This is a genomic window from Rhizobium bangladeshense (assembly GCF_017357245.1).
Lineage (GTDB): Bacteria > Pseudomonadota > Alphaproteobacteria > Rhizobiales > Rhizobiaceae > Rhizobium > Rhizobium bangladeshense.
This window is the reverse complement of record NZ_CP071615.1, coordinates 117363-133644: the sequence shown is the minus strand read 5'-3', so window position 1 is coordinate 133644 and position 16282 is coordinate 117363. Positions and strand designations below refer to the sequence as shown.

Sequence of the window (16282 nt, the reverse complement as noted above, 5' to 3'; positions counted from 1 at the left end):
CATGGATGAGTTTGAGAAAAAGCGGATGGAATACCAGCAACACCTTGACACCCTCTGGAACGACGCCATCCGCGTCGCCTTCGGGTCGTCGCCGCCGACGTCGAGGTCATGGACGGATCCTTACGACTGCGCGGAAGTCCTTCGGCCATTCATGGTCGGAAACTGTTCGTTTCTGCCGCCGAACGGCCACCTGCCTCTCGAGGGGGTCGATGTTCACGAGGACGGCGGCAAGCTGATGTTCAATCTGAGCGAGACCGATCTACTGGAGACGGCACCAAGGATCCTGCAGTTCGAATACATCGAGAAGGCGCCGATCGAGTCCTTCTTCCTCCTTGAGATGCGGCGGATGCAGCCGACCGGCATCTACGATAGCGTTGACGAGTATACCGAGCAGATCGCGCGGATCGATGGAGAGGATTACGACTACGGCCTGATGGAGCACGGCGTCTGGCGGTATGACGAGGATGGTAACGAGGTGCCGGTCCCTGAGGACGCCAAGACAGTCCTGCGGCTTCTCTCCGGTAAGCTGCTGATCGTCTCCCAAGGGAGCATGTGGAACCACACCAACGAAAACTGGAACGGGAGACACAACGACATGACCGCGGACGAGATCAGGTCGTTGATCGAGCTTAGCCTTCAGTAGTATCGAAGGCTGTGCAATCCTGGATTCGCGCGGAACGAAGTTTCAACCATTTCGACGCAACATCCGGCGACCATATCGCGGGACGGGGACATCTTGCTAACGAAGAACCATGCGCAGGAAGGTTTGAGCCGCGCCTACGTGCAAGCGCTGTCTTCCGCCGCTCGCGTCTGGCTCAGCATGAAGGACGAGTTCGACTATGGATTCGACGGCCAGCTAGACCTCATCGCGAGGGTTGAGACCGATCCGGCGACGGGAAAGCAGAACCTGGTGAAGGCGGGCTACACGATCGACTTTCAGCTAAAATGCTCGAAGGATTGGAAGTTGGCCGGCGACGACGTCCAATGGAGCATGAAGTCCAAGGCGTACAACAAGCTCGCGGGCAGGGGTCCCGGCGCCGTGCCGGCAATCCTGATCCTGATGTGCCTGCCGGAAAACGAGGAGGAGTGGATGGAAATTTCCGAAGACTCGCTTCTTCTGCGCAAGTGCTGCTATTTCACGACCGTGAAGGGGCCGTTGATCGAGAACGAGAACACGACCCGGCAGATCAGCTTCCCTCGGCGAAACCTGCTGAACGTGTCGACGTTGACGACCATCCTCGACGACAATCGAAAGCGGTTGGACGCCGCCTTCGCAGCGTTCGGGGAGTAGAGCAATGGACGCGACCAAACAGTCCATCATGCGCTACCTCCTTCGGCAGGGATGGAAGCAGCAGACGAGCAGAGACGGGGCGCTCACCCGGTTCGGGGGCGCCGAGGGCGACGGCAGTCCTCCGGTCAATATCTTTTTCTCGACGGAGAGCGGCGGCGCCGATGCAGATAAAGCCGAATTGGCCGCCGCCCTGGAGACCATTCGACAGGTCTACGGTCTATCGGAATCCGCTCTTCGGGCGATGCTGGCGTCGCTGAGCTACGACAAGATTCTCGCCACGGTACCGGATGACTACCTGAGGCACGAATCCATCGAGCTGAGGGCTGCCAGATCGTACTTGAACGGGATGAAAGGGATCATTGCCGCCTCGGCGACAACGGTGATAACCGGCGAACGCTCGTTCCGGCGTACGGTGAAGGAGGCCAAGGAGTTCGCAGATGGATGCCGTTTCGCGCACACCTTCAAAGGAAGCTTCGGTCTCGCGATCGAGTCTCCAGTAGGATTGAACAACCAGACGTTGATGCCCTTCGTGGAACCGGAATTGCCGCTCGGCAGGAAGACCCTTCGACGCATTGCTGTTGGCCTTGAATCTTTGAAGGCGGCCTATGCTCAAGATGACCTGGGGCCGATCCTGTCTGCCCCAGATGGCCTGAATGCGAACATGTGCAACGAGCTCGTAGGGATCATTGAAGGAACTGGAATCCCTCGGATCGAGCTGTCCTTCATCTTGTCCCCGGAGTGGGAGCCCGAAGCACCGTTGCCGGCGCCGTTCAAGATCGAGAGGCGCTACCGCGACATTCTAAAGGACGCCTCGGCTCGCCTCGCGAAGGACGACACGGAAGCCGACGTGTCGATTTTCGGTCGGATCGTAAACCTTCATGCGGCCGGCAATCCCTCAGACCTCATGGACGACGACGCCGACCGGATCATTCAAGTGAACTGGGACAGTCCGGACCTGGGAATGGTCAAGGTCTCTGTCAGTCTTGATCCGGCCCGCTATCTCGTCGCCGTGGAAGCCCATCGGCAAGGGCGGCCCATCACCATCCAGGGAAAGCTTCGGCGTAAGGGCCGCCAGTGGTCATTGCAGGATCCAGGTGACCTCGCGGTCGTCACGATCTGATCCGGCCGTTGGTGGGAGCGGGGAGTGGGCGACGACATCGCAGTGCCGGGAAACGGCAACACGCAAGCCTCGTGCCCAACACCGCCGATCTGCCTTATGTCAGTTAAGGAAATCTCATTTGCTCGCTCCCGATTCCCGTCTTACACAATGATCACCTAAGACGCCATGATGATCGAAAACAGGATCGCTAAAAATGACTGTGTTGCGAGACAAGTTAGAAATGCTGTCGAATATGACGCCCTCGCTCGAAGACGGCGAGTATGTGTTCTGCTCGTTACCCAATGAAGGGAGCAAGGTTCACGATCTAAATCCGATCGCGACATTTCATGAAAGAGAAGGCTTCGCAGTCGTCCTTGAGAAAGGAGAGGCGTACGAAGCGGGGTTCGAAACCTCACTGGCGATGCGCCAGATCACACTCAATGTGAATTCTGCTCTCGATGGCGTCGGCCTCACGGCGGGCGTTGCTGCCTGTCTCGCAGAAGCTGGCATACCGTGCAACATGGTGGCAGCATATCACCACGACCATATTTTTGTGCCGGCGGGCCTGGCTGACCGAGCATTGCAGCTCCTTATCTCGCTGCAGGGCAAGTCCGCGCGGGCGATGCGCAATGTTGACGGACAGTAAGTCGCATAAGGCCGGCGAAGCTTCATTAACTTTGCGAGCAAGCCGCAGCACAGGGTAATATAGAACCGTCAAATCTACGCGCATTTTGTCACACACTGGCAGCGGGCGCGCATGTATGCCTGTTCATTCTCTGGGGACGTGGGAAGCTGCCGTCGCGCCGCGGGCATAACAAAGTGCTACTCAACCAGCGCCTCGGAGTAACGACGCTCTATGTGACCCACGATCAGGTCGAGGCCATGACCATGGGCGATCGTGTGGCTGTGCTGAAGCCAGTGTTCAACGGACAGGAGAGGCAATCTCCAGCAGATCGACACCCCGCAGATACTCTACGACAAGCCCGCCAACCTCTTTGTCGCTGGCTTCATCGGCTCGCCCGCTATGAATTTTGTGCGCGTCGATCTGACGGCGGAAGCCGGATCTCTCAAAGCCGCGGTTTCCGGAACGAAGACATCCTTCTCCATCCCCGCCAAGGCGGCGCTTTCGGAATATATTGGCCGGCAGGTCATCCCAGGCAACTTGGCTGTCGTCGAATACGAGGTCGGCGGCAGCCATTTTTTCTTAGGATTCTGAATCTGAAATGCAGAACGTGAATATCGCGCCGTGAACGGGCTTAACCGGAACGTCGATAGGTCCAGAGCTGTGCCGGCGGGATGTTGCGGATGACGAAGTCGTAATGTGAAACAACATATCGCTCCGGCATCTTGATCACCGGCGACAGCGGCCCGTAGGTGATCTGGATGACTGGACGGCCTGCGGGAATGCGGGCAAGCAAATCCTCGAGTCGCCGACTGCGCACGCTATGACAGCCTCAGGAGCGCAAGCTGATGGAACGCACACAGGTTCTCGAACTGATGAGTACGCTGAAGCTCTATGGAATGCGCAGCGCTTACGACGAGGTCATGGGCAACGGCATCAAACGACAGCACGAACCGCCGCGCATCGTCGGCGATCTCTTGCAATCGGAGATCGCCGAGACGCAGGCACGCTCCATTCGCTACCAACTCAGCATCGCCAAGCTGCCGCTCGCCAAGGACATCGACGACTTCGACATCGACGACTTCGACTTCGCCGATACGCCCGCCAATGAATCCCTGGTGCGAGAGCTGGCTACCGGCACCTTCGTCGCTGATCAGCGTAACGTCGTCCTCGTCGGCGGCACGGGAACCGGTAAGAGCCATCTCGCCATCGCGATTGCCCGTGCACTGATCCGCAACGGAACACGCGGGCGCTTCTTCAACGTCGTCGATCTGGTCAATCGGTTGGAAACGGAAACGCGCAGCGGCAAGCAAGGGCGGACGGCCGACTATCTCAACCGTCTCGACTTCATCATCCTCGACGAACTCGGCTATCTGCCATTTGCCCAGGCTGGCGGTCAGCTCCTGTTCCATCTGATCAGTAGGCTCTACGAGCGCACGTCGATCATCGTCACCACGAACCTCGCGTTCGGAGAATGGCCGACAGTGTTCGGCGACGCCAAGATGACGACGGCGCTTCTCGACCGTCTGACCCATCATTGCGAGATTGTCGAAACCGGAAACAAGTCCTGGCGCTTCAAGAACCGCTCTCAAAGCTAAAGCCGAAGAACGACATCACCCGCACTTGGCCTACCCTCTGCAACCCCGGCCAGCGCCGGGCAGGCCAAGCGCTGATCTACATCACCAGGGGGTCAAAATTGGGCTCTGACTCATATGTGGAACGGCCCGGTTGGCAAGGTTTTTCAGCGCAAATCGCCTCCGGACGGTGCAGTCATATGTCCGGCCTGTGAGCGCGGTCATTGACCGCTGGCCACGATGAGATCCGCGATGTCGATCGCCTAATCAGTTTTGCGCGCTTTAAAGGCGCAGTGAGTCAGACGGTCTGATCGACATCGAGGTATCGCCCCTCAGGTTCATCACGCTTTCGTACCTTGCCGCTTTATCCCGACGCAGAAACGCCGGGAATTCTGTTCCTACACCTCTGCCATCGCTGGCGCTTGGTATGTGCCGCCCTTGACCAAAATCGCCCATATCGTGCGGGCCATCTTGTTAGCCAAGGCCACGGCTGCCACTTTGTAGGGGCGTCGTCCCATTATTGAAACGACCCAGCCTGGTAGCTTTGAACCTCTGCGAGCCTGTTTCAGAATCGATGTAGCACCGGCAATCAGTAGAGTTCGTAACTGCTTATTGCCGCGCTTCGAGATCTTGCCAAGCCGCTCCTTCCCTCCGCTGGAGTTCGCTCTTGGCGTGATGCCGATCCAGGCGGCCAAATCCCGCCCTGTTCGAAAGGCTCCCGGATCCTGAACCGCGGCACGAACAGTCGCTGCAATAATAGGACCGACGCCGGGGATGGTTGTTAAACGACGTGCGGCATCATCAGCTTTCACTGCTGCGACAATCTTACTGTCGAGCACCTCAACCCTTTCTGTCAGCCTTTCGATCTGATCGGCCATCTCCAAAAGCGCAGCTCTGGCCGAGTTTGGTAGACGGCCGTCACGATCGTCGCGCAAAATGGCGACGAGCTTTGCAATACTGGTCATGCCGGCCGCGGCGACGATCCCGAGCTCGGCCATATGAGCACGCATCGCATTCGCCGTCTGGCTTCGCTGACGCACGAGTAACTCTCGGGTCTTCAAAACCATCCCGGCAGCCTGCTCCTCAGGTGATTTGATAGGCACGAAGCGCATTGTCGGGCGCGTGACCGCCTCGCAGATCGCCTCCGCATCCGCGGCGTCGGTCTTGTTACGTTTGACGTAGGGTTTCACGTACGCTGGCGGCATCAACCGCACCGTATGACCAAATTCGCCGATCGCGTTGGCCCAGTAGTGGGCACTCCCGCATGCTTCCATTCCGACAAGGCATGGTTCGATATGACGAAAGAACTCCAACACCTGTGATCGCCGCAAGGCACGTCGGACAGCGATATGTCCGTCTTCACTGATGGCGTGGACTTGAAAGACTGACTTGGCCAAATCCAGTCCGATTGTAGTAATCTTCTCCATGGAACGGTTCCTTCTGTCTTGTGGCGATTGGCGTCACCACGATAGGCATCTTGGATGCCGGTGCGAAGGGCCGTTCCACACCATCAGTTTTGATGCAGTTGTGATGATGCTGCCTTGCTGGTTTCCACAAAGGAATCAGCATGATGAGCACCAAGTTTCGCCCCTCTGATTTGGTTCCGGCAGGCTTCATCGCCGAACGCATCACCCACATTGACGATGAAACCTGCATTTTGCTTTCCCGAGCCGGCGCTACCGCGGCTTGTCCGGCATGCGGACGGATGTCGCGAACGGTTCGAAGTCGCTATTGCCGCCAGGTAGCGGACCTTCCCCTCTCTGGGAAACGCGTCAGGCTGCTCGTGCAGACACGAAGGTTCGCTTGTGATGCCGTGCTTTGCGGGAGGCAGATATTCGCTGAGCGGTTTGGCGATGTGCTACCGCCCCATGCCAGACGAACTGGGCGTCTTGAGCATGTCATCCACCATCTGGCGCTTGCGCTTGGAGGACGCCCGGCGGCGCGTTTTGCCCAGCGGCTGATGCTTCCCGTCAGCAACGACACCTTGCTGCGCGTCATCCGCAGGCAAGGATTACCAACGTCGACCCCGCCCTCGGTGATTGGCATCGACGACTGGGCGGCGCAATCATCGCTACGGCACGATCGTGTGTGACCTGGAGCGTCGGCGGCCGGTTCGTCTGTTGCCGGACCGTGAGCCTGCGACGGCGGAAGCTTGGCTGCGGCAGAACCCCCAAATCCAAATCATTGCCCGCGACCGCGGCGGTGCTTACGGGCTCGCGGCGGCAAAGGCGCTGCCGGATGCGTTGCAGGTCGCTGATCGATGGCATTTGATGGAGAATGCCAGCCGTGCGTTCCTGGACGCTGTCCGCAAATCGATGCGGCAAATCCGCAAGACACTCGGTGCAACACGCATCAATCCCAAGCTCCTGACCGCGGCCGAACGCCTTCAATACGAAGGCTATCTCCGGCGCGAACAGACGAACGCGTCCATCATTGCGCTGGCGAAGGACGGTGTCACGATCAAGGAGATTGTGCGCCGTACCAGTCTTAGTCGCGGCTTGGTCCGCCAGGTGCTCAGAGGGCAACGAAACGATGTCTTTCGGTCCAGAGAAAGCTCGTTGGAGCCTTATCTCGAATGGCTCGACGCGGAATGGGCGGCCGGCAAGCGGAACGGCACTGAGCTATGGCGGCGACTGAGAACACAGGGCTTTCGTGGTTCGCGTCGGGTCGTGAGTGAATGGGCCACACGACGGAAGCGGGCCGACAAGGCGGATGCGGACTCGTTGACCCGCATTCCCTCCGCCCGAACGATTGCCCGCCTTTTGACAACCAGCAGAGACAACCTGACGAAATCCGAGACCGTCGTCATCGCCGCTATCGAAAGTGGTGTTCCCTTGCTCGTTACGGCTCGCGATATCATCGCCGACTTCCATCACATGATCCGGTCCAAGGAGGAAAACCAGCTCGCGCCGTGGATCGACCGCGCTCGCAACAGTCTGCTTTCCTCCTTTGGCAATGGCGTGGCGAAAGACATGCAAGCAGTCCGGGCAGCGATCGTCTCACCATGGTCCAATGGACAAACCGAGGGGCAGATCACCAAGCTCAAGCTGGTAAAGCGCCAGATGTACGGACGCGGAAAGCTTGATCTTCTTCAAGCCCGCCTGATTGGCGCGACATGAGAGAAATTGCACCAAATCTGCGTCAGAGCCATATTTGGATGCCGATAAGGGGTGAATTTTGGACGCCGATTGACAGGCTAAACATCCCCACGGCGGTTTAACGAGCGTCAATGGTGTGTTGTCGGCTTATTCCGCACGTCTATCCGTCAACGTCCGAATGCCAGCCTTCCGCCGCGTCAATCCTTCTGGCTTCGAATGAGCCATCGCGCCATCGAGGCATATCTCCAGCCTCGCTTAGGCTTTGTGCCTCGATCAACGGCGAACCGCAGCCGGTTATTTCTGCGAAACATAAGGCACCGGCGGTGATGATTTGCCTGCAGTGGTTCGCTCGACAAGAATGCTCGTTCGCGGGGGGCAACTGCTTAGATCGAAAACTTGATTATCCAGTTCCTTATCCGCCTGCGTCAGGCGATGGTGCAGTCGATGATAATCCGTCCAGGTTGGCGTTCGAAATGTTTCCAACCAGCGTAACGGCTCCTGCACATCGCGGGTCAGCGTCCATTGCCGTGCGCCCACTCGGCTTTGGGCGTATCTTCGCTTCTGCATGATCTCGAGGAACCGGTCCACGTTCTCGTCAGCGATCACATATTCCGTCGTGACGAGGATGGGGCCGCTTCTTGGCTTCAGATCGAGCGCGACCTCAGGTGCGCTAAAGCTGCCTGAGGGTTCCAGTTCCGATTCAGAACGATTGCTGATCGGCAGTTTGAGCCCAAGTGCTGCGACCAAGAGGGTCGCAACACCGGACCAACCGAGCGCCATCGGCAGCGAGTGGTTTTGAACGATCGTGCCCCAAAACCAACTCCCAGCAGCGATGCCGCCATAGGTAAAGGCGCTGTAGATCGATATTGTGCGGCCAACGATCCAGCGCGGACTTGCCAGTTGCACATTGACGCCAAGCCCGGACCATGCCGTTACCCAGCCGGCGCCGCCAAAGGCAAGGCAAAACGTTGCAACGGCGAGCGAAGACGTGAATGAAAGGGATATCTCGCAGACAGCACAGCCAATACAGGCGAGCACCACCATCCATTCCTGCGTGAGCAGTCTGCGAAGTTTGGGATTGATCAGCCCGGCTAGAAGCGCGCCGGCGCCAAAACCGCCCATCATGATGCCGTAGCCGATCGGTCCGCCCTTCACGACATCGCGTGCAACAAGCGGCAGCAATGCCAAGGTGGAAGTGGCTGCGAACCCGAACAGCGTCCCGCGCACAATCGTTGACTTGATTTCCGAGGATATGGCCGTAAAGCGCAGACCGTCGTAGATCGCCGTCCTAAGTGCTTCGCGCGGCAGAGTCGAGCGTTGGACCTTCCAGTTGTTACGCCACAAAGCGGTGAGGGGAGCGATAAAGCTGAGCGTGGTGAGTGCAAATGTCACAAGCGGACCAAAAGCGGCAACGATTATTCCCCCAAGAGCGGGACCGACGCTGCGAACCGTATTGAACCCGACATTGAGGAGAGTGACGGCAGCCGGCAGATGGCGACGTTCCAAAATATCTCCGAGCGAGGCTCGCCACGCGGGATCGCTCAAAGCGATGCCGCAGCCGTCCAGAAAACTGAACGCGAGGATCAGCCAAGGATCAGTAATGCCAAACGCCATGATGATCGTCAGCATCGCTGCAGCAGCCATCATCAGGCTCCGGCCGACAATCATGACCATGCGGCGGCTGTAGTTATCGGCAATCGCTCCGACGAAGACGGCCAGAAAGAACGCTGGCAAGGTCGACGAAGCCTGAACGAGGGCAACCATCACGTCCGAGGTTGAAACCGTGGCCATCAGCCAGCCAAGCGCTACCGTCTGCATCAGCCAGCCGAGGCTCGAAAGCTGAGATCCGAGGAAGATTGATCGAAAGGTGCGATTCTCAAGGGGCGCAAACAGGCTGGTATGTTCGGTGGCTGTGCTGGTCATCTGCCGGTCATCTCATGCTCTATTCGTTCAGCTTCCGGGACTGCAATATGGCTTCGGTTCGTGTTCAATGCGCCGACAGGGAGCGTCCGGCTCAATCAGGATATGGAGAAGGGTGAACAGCCGACGGGCGGTCTCCAGATCGACATCGATCCTGGATCTGAGGCGTTCTCTGAGCAGCTCGGATGCTTCGTTGTGAATGGCCCGGCGTCCCATGTCGATGGCCTCGAGCCTGTGGGGCACCGAGCCGACCATTGCATCCGAGTAACTGTCGCAGACAAGGCTGTAATCCCTAAGAAGCCGGCGGAACGAGGTGAGCAACAAATGGTGACAAAGGACTGGCGCCCCGGTCTCGGTGGTGACGGTCATGACCAGCCGCCTGTCGGCCACTGCTAGGCACAGCCGATAGGGTCCACCGTCGTGACCAACGGGTGCAAAGCTATTGTTGTCCAGGAGGTCAAAAATCGCGACTGCCTGTTCGCGCTTATGGTCTTTGTCCGTCTGCCTTCCGAACGACCCGTCGAGAGAAACCGCACAAAGTCGAAAGCTGGACGAAGAGGTGGTCGCGGTCGTCATAGCAGGCTCCGCTTCGGTACATCGTTTGCCTTCGCCACTTCGCGAAACCGTCCGGCAATACAGTGAGATGTGGCTGCCGTCGAAACAGGTCCGACGACAGCCACGTTGCCTTGGGAGGCGGACGGGAAAGAACATTTGGTTGAGCTGCCTGAACGCACCGAGAAAAAGCGGCAGCCGCTGAAGAAGGATCAACGGCAGCCGAGTGGACCTGCGTGGCACGGAGTAGTGCCAATTGCAGGTCAGGAGCTGAAGCAGGCGAATTTGATTTGGCTTTGGTCGAAGTGATGTCCGCCAGACTGCCGGGGAAGGAAGCCCATTGCAAACACACCTGTTCATTCTTTGATGGGATCATGTCGTCATCATCTCAGAAGCCGCGAAACGACTTCGATGGGCCGGGTCCTGGCGGCCTCTGTCGTACGCTCGACCGAAAGCACCGTTTGCGGCGGACGCTCTCCATCATGCAGGGCCTGGAGCTGCTCGCCGAGGTCCTTGTCCGCGGCCGTAAGCCGATGGTTGAGGCGAAGAAAATCCATCCAGGTTGGCGTGCGGAATGTCTCCGTCCAAACTGACGGCGTTTGCAGGTTGCGCTGCAGCGTCCAGTTTCGGGCACCGGCCCGGCTTTGAACATGCCGTCTTGCGCGCATGCAACCCAGAAACGCCTCAATGTTCTCTTCGGATATGGAATACTCGATTTTGACGCCGATCGGACCACTTCTGGGCTTCAGATCGAGTGCCAAGTCGGGCGGATGGAAATCCGAACTCTCCTGGTCCGCTTCTTCCCATGGACGCACGGGGAACAGTAGTCCCGTTGCCGCGACCAGCAGCAGAGCTCCTGACGCGCCCTCCAGAGCCCAGGTCAAGGAGTAGTTCTGGGCGACGGTTCCCCAGACCCAGCTGCCAGCCGCCATGCCGCCGGCACTCAAGGCGTAATAGATCGAGAGCGTGCGGCCGACAACCCATCTTGGACTGGCCAGCTGCACCGCGACGTCGATGCCAGTCCACGTAATCAGCCATCCGGCACCCCCGAGTGCCAGCGCCAAAGCCGCCACGGCGACTGACGATGTCAGAGCAAGGGAAAGGCAGCATGCCGCACAGGCAACAGAGGCGACCGCCACCAGCTTGTTTTGAGACATGATCCGCCGGAGGAAGCTGTTGCACATGCCGGCGGCGAAAGCCCCGCCGCCAAAGCCGGCCAACAGAATACCGTAGACGATCGGCCCGCTTTGCAAACGGTCGCGGACGACGAGAGGCAGCAGTGCAAGGATAGAGATACTGGCCAAGCCGAACAGAGTCGCCCGGACGACCGCTGATCTGATCTCGAAGGACATTGCCGTGAAGCGCAGACCGTCGTGGATCGCCGTGGACATTCTTTCACGGGGGAGAGGCGAAGCGCGCACGTGCCATTTGGTGCGCCAGATGGCACCAAGCGGCGTCAGATCGCACAGCGCGGCTATGGCGAAAGCGGTGAGCGGTCCGAAGAAAGCCAGGATTACGCCGCCCAAGGCCGGACCAACGCTGCGCACGATGTTGTATCCGACAGACGTCAGCGTCACCGCGGCCGGAATGTCGCGCTTGTGCAGGATATCGCCAATGGAAGCGTGCCAGGCAGGATCATTCAAAGCGAACCCGCAGCCGGCGAGGAACCCCAGTCCGAGGATGAGCCAGGGACTGATAAATCCCAGTCCCACAGAAATCACCAGCGTCGTTGACGCCAGCGCCAACAGGCAGTGTCCTGCAAACATCACCCATCGGCGGCTAAAATTGTCGGCAATGGCGCCGGCGAGGATCGACAGGAAAAATACCGGCAATGTCGAGGCAGCCTGCACCAGGGCGACCATCAGGTCGGACGCCGAAATGGTCACCATCAGCCAACTGATGGCCACGGTTTGCACGAGCCATCCGAGACTGGATATTTGCGAGGCCGTCCAGATCGCGCGAAATGCGGGATTCCGGAGAGGAGCCAAGGTGGTCGAAACACCGGATTGGGGATCGGCATGCTGCATTTCGTCGTGTCTCTTTCAGACTCCTAAAATGTCCCTGGGACGCAACAGAGTACCCGTCACCGCAGGGCGGATTTCGCCGTTTTGAGCGTGTCGCTGCAGGAACGCTGCGTTAAAGGCTCGAAAAGGCACGATAGCAGCCACGGCTCTTTCCTGGCCCATCGCGGCGCTGATCATCCGGCCTTGATAGCGATATTGATCAGGAGCGCTAGCGCCTCGCTACCGTCTCTGATCAGTCGACGCGAGCGTGAAGCGTCGCTCCATTGAATTAACGCCAAAGGGTTGAGCTTTCGAGCAGCCTAAACTTCGGCGCCTACCGTGGGAGCTGTGCTAGCTTATTCGTGAGGCAAAGTGCGGCTAATGTTACGGTTTAAAGGAAATCGATTTTCGGCGGCGCTATTTGCACGCAGCCAATTGCAAAACGTTGCCACTTCCTTACGGGGCTTTGTGTCATTTAGTCGAACGAAATAGTATTGAAACCCCGTTTGGATAGGGGCCTGATCTGAGAATAGCCTAACCAACCGACCGGCCTCTATGTCAATTGCAGCAATTTTGCTGCTAACCAAGGCGATACCGAATCCAGAGATAGCGGCATCTAATGCCATCATCTCGCTTGGAAACCTATGACCTTGAAAAGCATCAGGGTGCGAGATATTCGCCGCTTTTAACCACATTTGCCAATTGGGAGCAGCTGATGCCAGCGCGGGCCAATCCACATGCAACAAACGATGATGCTTCAGATCAGCCAGCTTAAGCGCTCGTCCGTTCGTTTGAAAAAGTTTCGCGCTAGAAACCGGGAAATAAACGTCTTGGAAAAGCTTTTCAACCTGCAGGTCAGAATATTTGCCAGTGCCGTAACGGATCCCTACATCGGCCGAGCCTTTTTTTAAATCCACTAAATCATCGCGCGCGTCTATTCTCACTTCGACTTCCGGGTGCGCCTGCCTAAAATCCTCCAGTCGAGGAACTAGCCATTTCATGCTGAACGAAGGCGGTGCCGTAACCACAATATAATCTTTGGGCCGTGCGTTCTGCATTGCATCACACGCGCCAGAAATGTTGTTCATTCCTGCCGCCAATAACGGCACTGCAAGTTCTCCAACTCTCGTCAACGCAAGCGCTCGCGGGTTACGATCGAACAACCTTATCTCAAAATAATCTTCGAGTTGGCGCACCTGCTGGCTGATTGCCGCAGGTGTCACGTTGAGTTCTTCGGCTGCCTTTTTGAAGCTCATATGCCGCGAAACAGTTTCAAAGGCGCGAAGCCAGTTTAAGGGGGGAATGCCGCGCGGAGCTTTCGATACGTTAGGCACGCTTAGCCTCGCTTTAGTTAATATCGTTTGTGAATCGCTCTACTCCAAATAGCATTCAGGAGCCAACGAATTTATGAACGAAGTATGTGGAGTTGCCCCTTAAAAACCGGACAGGATCAGGTTTCTGTTTGACGGTTTAAGAACTCACGAGGCGAGCGATACCCCAATGCCTTATGCGGGTGAAGGGTATTGTAGTGTTCGAACCATGAGGGCAGTTGCGCGATGACGGTTATAGCGTCCGGTAAGGGGTTCACCGAGACGTAATCGCGCTTAAAGGTTTTGACGAAGGCCTCGGCCATTCCGTTGGACTGAGGGCTGCGAACGGGCGTTGAACACGGCTCCATGCCGATATCGATGAGCAGCGATCTGGTGTCCTTTGCGATGAAGCAGGAGCCGTTGTCAGTCAGCCATTCGATTGGCTTTGGAAGGGTGTTGATGAGACCGAAGCGGTTCTCAACGGCGGTGATGACAAGGTCCTGGACGTCCTCGCTCTTAATGCCCTCGGTTGTCGCGACATGGGCAATGGCCTCGCGATCACAGCAGTCGAGAGCGAAGGCAACGCGGACCTTCTCCTTGTTGTCGCAGCCGATTTCGAAGCCGTCTGAACACCAACGCAGATTGGATTGCTCGACGGCGACGCGGCCATCGTGGCGACGGGTGTCAATTGCACCGGTGTGGCGCTGAAGAAGCATGCCGTGAACCTTCATCACCCGGTAGACGCGTTTGGCATTTGGCCATGTGCGGTTTTCGCTGCGGGCTTTACGGCAAAGGATCGCGTGAACCCGCCGATATCCGTAGGTCGGCATGTCGTCGATGATCGTCTTGATCTCATCCAGCAGTTCCTGATCGGCGAGCGGCGGCCGCCCTCGGGATTTTGAAGGGCGTTGCTTCACACGTTCGGCGATGTTGGATCGGGCGACACCCAGGGTTTCGCACACCGCCGTCATCGCGAACCGTCCTTCGGCAACGAGAGCGAGCGCAACAGGTGTTTTTTTGACCCTGATGCTATCTCAAGCGCTTCCTTGAGGATTTCGCCTTCCATCGTCTTTTTGCCGAGGAGGCGCTGCAGCTCTTTCACCTGGTTTTGAAGTGCCCTGTATTCGGATGCCGGGACGACCTCTTCCTGTGATGCCGTCGCCGTCAGCGCACCCTGCGCCGCTAGTTTGCGCCAGGCGAACAACTGGTTCGGCTGAATGCCATGCCGTCGGGCAACGATGCTGACCGTGACGTCAGGCTCGTAGGTCTCCTGGACTATCGCGAGCTTTTCCGCTGTCGACCAGCGACGGCGGCGCTCCGGGCCGGACAGCACTTCTATCTTAGGTATGTGACTGGTCATAATGGGCACATTACTCCTAACACTTAACAAGTGGGAGATCGTGTCCGGGGATTTAGGGGGCCACTACAGTATGCTACGTCGAGCCCGGATCAATCCTCAATGTCCTGCATTCACCCAACACATCCACCTGTCGATAACAATGTCTCCACTTGTGGAGGGCAACTGGGCATATTGATAGCGGGGATTACCAGCATTGTCTCGGCCGGCTCCTATACAACTCTTGCAGGGCTGCTAACGACCAATTTCGTAAAGCAGCTAGGGTGGAGCGTATCATCCATTTCGCCGGGAATTGCGCTCAATATGATCCTGTATGGGTTAACGGCTCCATTTGCGATCTACGCGATGCGTCGCTTCGGTATTGCTAAGGTGGCAAACATCGCGCTCCTTATGCTTGTCACTGGAAGCGGTATGGCTCTAGTCCCAAATCCGCTTATGTTTAATTTTGCATGGGGCATCATCATTGGCATTGGGACGGGATGCCTGACGATGGCATATGGTAGCCTCATCGTCAGCATCTGGTTTCCACGCCAGCAAGGAGCAATTTCAGGTTGCCTAGTTGCCTCAAGCGTATTTGGGCAGTTTGCTCTCCTTCCGTTTTGGTCCGAGGTCATGAGCATTTTTGGCTGGCGTGCACCGCTCATCGGCTCGGCTGGCATTGCGGCACTGGCAATTCTTGCAAATGTATTTCTTCTTCGTGGCCATGCTGAAGCCCCCAACGCCCGATATTGTGGCCCAATCGGCCCGGCTCTGTTCAGCGGATTGTCGGGCGCCGCAAAGACCTGGATTTTTTGGGTTCTCGCTGCTCTGTTTATGATTTGCGGCGCCACGACCAACGGCATCATGTGGAGCCACTTTACTCTTGCCGCCAGTATCTGCGGGTTGACTGTTACAGCAGCCTCTTCGGTCTTACTCCTCGTAGGCGTTTTCAACGTATTGGGAACGACAATATCTGGATGGCTCACTGACCGAGTTAGTGTTCAAATTATCCTGGCAGTAGCGTTTGCTGTCAGGGCACTCACGCTCCTTTCTCTGCCGTTCGTCCTTACGGGAGACTTTGGTGCGGAGATTATAACCTTCGCCATTGTTTTTGGCATCATGGATGTTGCCACCGTTCCCCCGGTTATTGCCATTTGCAACCGCGTTTACAATGACGACGGTCCAGCAGTTTTCGGATGGGTGAACGCGTTCCATCAGATTGGCGCTGGCGCCATGGCCTATTACGGGAGCATCCTATGGCTCGAGCACGGCAGCTACAACCCTCTCTGGTACGCCTCTGGTGTTCTCTGCCTGATAGCTACCGGTATCGTCTTCGCAAGTAAGTACAAAGCGCGGAACGTGATCGCGACCAGCTGATCGTATCATCCTATCGTACTCTCACTCTGGGAATTAAAGCCATGAACGATGTTCGTTTCGAAAGTCCCAAGCTCGCGCATGCCAAAGAAATTGCCAGCCT

The 16282-nt window shown here is 57.5% G+C and carries 12 protein-coding genes and 3 pseudogenes; 8 read left to right on the top strand and 7 right to left on the bottom strand.

Translation table 11 applies throughout. The features are described from left to right. Position 1 precedes the first annotated feature (1 nt). From J2J98_RS26615 to J2J98_RS26595, 5 genes and pseudogenes are all read left to right on the top strand, one after another. Positions 2-643 (top strand): hypothetical protein, encoded by a 642-nt coding sequence (locus J2J98_RS26615; protein ID WP_207603954.1) that lies wholly within the window; start codon positions 2-4, stop codon positions 641-643. A 93-nt stretch (positions 644-736) separates the two neighbouring features. After that, positions 737-1291: a DUF4365 domain-containing protein gene (locus J2J98_RS26610; protein ID WP_246569477.1), complete on the top strand. Its 555-nt coding sequence runs from the start codon at positions 737-739 to the stop codon at positions 1289-1291. Positions 1292-1295: 4 nt separating this feature from the next. Continuing rightward, positions 1296-2411: a hypothetical protein gene (locus tag J2J98_RS26605; protein ID WP_207603953.1), complete on the top strand. Its 1116-nt coding sequence runs from the start codon at positions 1296-1298 to the stop codon at positions 2409-2411. 193 nt (positions 2412-2604) lie between these two features. Then, the gene (locus J2J98_RS26600) at positions 2605-3036 is read left to right on the top strand and encodes an ACT domain-containing protein (protein WP_207603952.1); all 432 of its coding nucleotides are present in this window, start codon (positions 2605-2607) and stop codon (positions 3034-3036) included. Positions 3037-3212: 176 nt separating this feature from the next. Beyond that, a pseudogene (locus J2J98_RS26595) lies at positions 3213-3549 on the top strand (ABC transporter ATP-binding protein); the annotation flags it as partial. A gap of 97 nt (positions 3550-3646) precedes the next feature. Here J2J98_RS26595 and J2J98_RS26590 read toward each other — a convergent pair. Beyond that, positions 3647-3829 (bottom strand): annotated as a pseudogene (locus J2J98_RS26590) (phospholipid N-methyltransferase PmtA); the annotation flags it as partial. Between the two features lie 31 nt (positions 3830-3860). Here J2J98_RS26590 and istB point away from each other — a divergent pair. Then, positions 3861-4610: an IS21-like element helper ATPase IstB gene (gene istB, locus J2J98_RS26585; protein ID WP_207603951.1), complete on the top strand. Its 750-nt coding sequence runs from the start codon at positions 3861-3863 to the stop codon at positions 4608-4610. A gap of 374 nt (positions 4611-4984) precedes the next feature. Here istB and J2J98_RS26580 read toward each other — a convergent pair whose 3' ends face one another. Then, complete coding sequence (locus J2J98_RS26580) at positions 4985-6013, bottom strand: IS110 family RNA-guided transposase (protein WP_207603950.1); 1029 nt, start codon at positions 6011-6013, stop codon at positions 4985-4987. 143 nt (positions 6014-6156) lie between these two features. Here J2J98_RS26580 and J2J98_RS26575 point away from each other — a divergent pair. Continuing rightward, positions 6157-7705 (top strand): annotated as a pseudogene (locus J2J98_RS26575) (ISL3 family transposase). Positions 7706-7978: 273 nt separating this feature from the next. On the opposite strand, the gene J2J98_RS26570 reads toward J2J98_RS26575, so the two are convergent. The 5 genes from J2J98_RS26570 to J2J98_RS26550 all read right to left on the bottom strand — a co-directional run bounded on the left by J2J98_RS26570 (position 7979) and on the right by J2J98_RS26550 (position 14829). Next, positions 7979-9607, bottom strand: a complete 1629-nt coding sequence (locus J2J98_RS26570) for an MFS transporter (protein ID WP_207603949.1) — start codon at positions 9605-9607, stop codon at positions 7979-7981. Positions 9608-9634: 27 nt separating this feature from the next. Next, the gene (locus J2J98_RS26565) at positions 9635-10180 is read right to left on the bottom strand and encodes a UPF0262 family protein (RefSeq protein ID WP_207603948.1); all 546 of its coding nucleotides are present in this window, start codon (positions 10178-10180) and stop codon (positions 9635-9637) included. Between the two features lie 359 nt (positions 10181-10539). Beyond that, positions 10540-12183, bottom strand: coding sequence for an MFS transporter (locus J2J98_RS26560; RefSeq protein ID WP_207603947.1), 1644 nt, complete (start codon positions 12181-12183; stop codon positions 10540-10542). 332 nt (positions 12184-12515) lie between these two features. Then, positions 12516-13493, bottom strand: coding sequence for a transcriptional regulator GcvA (gcvA, locus tag J2J98_RS26555; RefSeq protein ID WP_207603946.1), 978 nt, complete (start codon positions 13491-13493; stop codon positions 12516-12518). Positions 13494-13609: 116 nt separating this feature from the next. Beyond that, a protein-coding gene (locus J2J98_RS26550; RefSeq protein WP_207603909.1) for an IS3 family transposase occupies positions 13610-14829 on the bottom strand; the annotation gives its coding sequence in 2 pieces (ribosomal slippage) (positions 13610-14490 and positions 14490-14829; 1221 coding nt in all). A 99-nt stretch (positions 14830-14928) separates the two neighbouring features. Between J2J98_RS26550 and J2J98_RS26545 the strand changes: the two genes are divergently transcribed. Next, a complete protein-coding gene (locus tag J2J98_RS26545) occupies positions 14929-16182 on the top strand; it encodes an MFS transporter (protein WP_207603945.1) in 1254 nt (417 codons plus the stop codon). The last annotated feature ends 100 nt before the right edge of the window (positions 16183-16282 follow it).

Excerpts from the sequence above, each read along its gene's own strand:
- J2J98_RS26545 (WP_207603945.1), top strand. The coding sequence starts at position 14,929 with ATGTCCTGCATTCACCCAACACATCCACCTGTCGATAACAATGTCTCC.
- J2J98_RS26560 (WP_207603947.1), bottom strand. The coding sequence starts at position 12,183 with ATGCAGCATGCCGATCCCCAATCCGGTGTTTCGACCACCTTGGCTCCT.
- istB (WP_207603951.1), top strand. The coding sequence starts at position 3,861 with ATGGAACGCACACAGGTTCTCGAACTGATGAGTACGCTGAAGCTCTAT.
- J2J98_RS26565 (WP_207603948.1), bottom strand. The coding sequence starts at position 10,180 with ATGACGACCGCGACCACCTCTTCGTCCAGCTTTCGACTTTGTGCGGTT.
- J2J98_RS26605 (WP_207603953.1), top strand. The coding sequence starts at position 1,296 with ATGGACGCGACCAAACAGTCCATCATGCGCTACCTCCTTCGGCAGGGA.
- J2J98_RS26580 (WP_207603950.1), bottom strand. The coding sequence starts at position 6,013 with ATGGAGAAGATTACTACAATCGGACTGGATTTGGCCAAGTCAGTCTTT.
- J2J98_RS26615 (WP_207603954.1), top strand. The coding sequence starts at position 2 with ATGGATGAGTTTGAGAAAAAGCGGATGGAATACCAGCAACACCTTGAC.
- J2J98_RS26570 (WP_207603949.1), bottom strand. The coding sequence starts at position 9,607 with ATGACCAGCACAGCCACCGAACATACCAGCCTGTTTGCGCCCCTTGAG.
- J2J98_RS26600 (WP_207603952.1), top strand. The coding sequence starts at position 2,605 with ATGACTGTGTTGCGAGACAAGTTAGAAATGCTGTCGAATATGACGCCC.